Annotated in this window: 3 protein-coding genes; 1 reads left to right on the top strand and 2 read right to left on the bottom strand. The window is 65.6% G+C overall.

The annotated features are described in order from the left end of the window. The coding region (locus tag EN780_RS31785) for an oxidoreductase (RefSeq protein ID WP_128276248.1) at positions 1-659 on the bottom strand (659 nt) is incomplete at its 3' end. Between the two features lie 103 nt (positions 660-762). Between EN780_RS31785 and EN780_RS31780 the strand changes: the two genes are divergently transcribed. Next, entirely contained in the window at positions 763-1329 is a 567-nt protein-coding gene (locus EN780_RS31780; protein WP_128276247.1) for a TetR/AcrR family transcriptional regulator, read from the top strand. Between the two features lie 7 nt (positions 1330-1336). On the opposite strand, the gene EN780_RS31775 is transcribed toward EN780_RS31780, so the two are convergent. Then, the coding region (locus tag EN780_RS31775) for an aldehyde dehydrogenase (protein ID WP_133372807.1) at positions 1337-2624 on the bottom strand (1288 nt) is incomplete at its 5' end.

Raw genomic sequence — 2624 nt, 5'->3', positions numbered from 1 at the left:
ACTTCCGGCCGGTCGGCCTTCGGCATCACATCGCGAAGCAGGGCGTCGACGCTGGCGCGCGCCCGATCATAGTCCTGCAACGGGGAATCCGGCTCGATCCCGTTCTGGTCGAAGACGGTGCGCACGAATGCCGGCTCGATGACGGAGACGCGAATGTTGAAGGCACGAACCTCGTGATCGAGCGATTCCGAATAGCCCTCGATCGCGTGCTTGGCCGCCGAATAGTGGGCCGAATACGGCGCCGGCACGAGACCCAATATCGAGCCGATGTTGATGATGCGCCCTTCGCCATGCCGCCGCATCGACGGCAATACCGCGTTGATCATGCGCACGACGCCAAACAGATTGACGTCGAACAAGCCCTGTACCTGCGCGATCGAGAATTCCTCGGCGCCGCCAAGCATGCCGACGCCGGCATTGTTGACCAGCACGTCGATCCGGCCGGTGCGCGAGAGCACCGTCGATACGAGCGCCGCGACGGCATCGCCGTCGGTCACGTCGCAGGCCAGCATGGTCACCCCTTCCGGGCCGTTGCCGGCCGCGCGGCGGCTCGTCCCGAAGACGGTGAACCCCGCCTGGGCCAAGGCCTCGGCGCTGGCCCGGCCGATGCCCGACGAGGCTCCGGTCACGATAGCGGTCTTTCCGGAATTCGCGCTCATGTCATACTCCAAGATCACCAAGGCCGGCTCTTTCCAGGCCATTAAATTACGAGTATAATATTACATTATGATCATAATGCAATAGCCGAAAGGACGTGCAGCCATGCGCTATGAAAAGGGCCGGAAGGACGCCTCACGCGGCCGGATCATGGAAGTCGCCGCCGAACGCTTTCGAAGCGACGGCATCGCCGCGTCCGGACTGGCGACCATCATGAGCGACGCCGGGCTGACGAACGGCGCCTTCTATCCGCACTTTCAGTCGAAGGCGGAACTTGTCCGTGAAAGCGTGGCGGCGGCCCTGGATGCCCAGTCGCAGCAAATGCAGGAGGTGTTGGCCGCAGGCGGTCCGGAAATGGCCATAGATGCGTATCTGTCGGCCGCGCACCGGGACAATCCGGAAAAGGGTTGCGCCTCCGCCGCGCTGCTGCCCGAGATCGCGCGCCAGCCGCCTGAAACCCGCCAGGTTTATACCGAGCTCTTCCTGTCACTGGTGAGCCAGGTGTCCGCCGCTTTGCCGCCGGGCAAGGATCCGGAAGGCGTGGCGCTGGGCGTCTTTTCAACGCTCATCGGCGCGCTGCAACTGGCCCGCGCCGTCGAAGGCACGGAGTTGTCGGATCGCATCCTTTCGGCGGGAGCGGATGCGGCGCGGACACTGATCCAGCAGCGTTAGACCGCCGTCAGCCGAGCGCGATCCAGGCGGTCTTCAGGTCGGTGTATTTCTCGACGGCGTGCAGCGACTTGTCGCGGCCGAAGCCGGATTGCTTGACGCCGCCGAGCGGCACGGTGATGTCGGCGCCGCCATAGGTGTTGACGTGGACGACGCCGGCATTGATGGCGCGTACCATGCGGTGCGCGGTCGACAGGTTCGAGGTCCACACGGCGGAAGCCAGCCCGTAGACCGTGGAATTGGCAAGGCTCACGGCCTCCTCCTCGGTGTCGAAGCGCATGACGCCGAGCACGGGGCCGAACACCTCCTCGCGGGCGAGCTGCATGTCCCGCGTCACGTTCTCGAAGATGGTCGGCGCCATGTAGCTGCCGCCGGTCTCGGTCAGGATGCGCTCTCCGCCGGTGACGAGGCGGGCGCCCTCCTCCGCCGCCTTGGTGACGAAACCGAGGTTCTTGTCGAGTTGCTCGGCGCTCGACACCGCGCCGATGTCGCTGCCGAGATCGAGCGGATCGCCGACCTTCAGCTTGGCGGTTGCCTTGAGGAGCTCGTCCATGAAGCGATCGTAGATCGACGCCTGGACGAGCAGGCGGGAACCGGCGACGCAGACCTGGCCAGAATTGCGGAAGATGCCGTTGGCCGACACGGTCGCTGCCTGCTTCAGGTCCGGCGCGTCGGCAAAGACGATGTTGGGCGACTTGCCGCCGAGCTCGAGGAAGACGCGCTTCAAATTGGAGCGCGCCGAATAGTCGAGCAGGCGGCGGCCGACCGGACCGGAACCTGTGAAGGCAATCGCGTCGACATCCATGTGCAGGCCGAGCGCCTCGCCGGCCACCGCGCCGCGGCCGGTGACGACATTGAAAACGCCTTCCGGCAACCCGGCCTCGGCAGCAAGCTCGGCCAGCCGCAGCAGCGTCAGCGAAGCGATTTCCGGCGGCTTCACGACGATCGAGTTGCCGGCGGCGAGCGCCGGCGCGATCTTCCAGGCGCCGATCATCAGCGGGAAATTCCACGGCACGATGACGCCGACGACGCCGAGCGGTTCCTTGTGGATCAGGCCCAGCACATTGTCGGCAGTCGGCGCGATCTCGCCATAGATCTTGTCGATCGCCTCGGCGTAGTAGCGGATGGTGCCGGCCGCCGACAGCGGCTCGGCCTTGTAGGCCATGCCGATCTCGGTGCCGTTATCGCGCACGCCGAGCACGGCGAGTTCGTCGGCGTGCTTCTCGACCAGTTCGGCGAACCTCGTCAGCACCTTCTTGCGAAAGGCGGGAGCCGCGCGCGACCAGGACCCCTTCTCG

The sequence above is a fragment of the Mesorhizobium sp. M4B.F.Ca.ET.089.01.1.1 genome (assembly GCF_004022605.1).
GTDB lineage: Bacteria > Pseudomonadota > Alphaproteobacteria > Rhizobiales > Rhizobiaceae > Mesorhizobium > Mesorhizobium abyssinicae.
The sequence above is the reverse complement of the archived record's forward strand: the minus strand, read 5'-3'. Positions and strand labels throughout refer to the sequence as shown.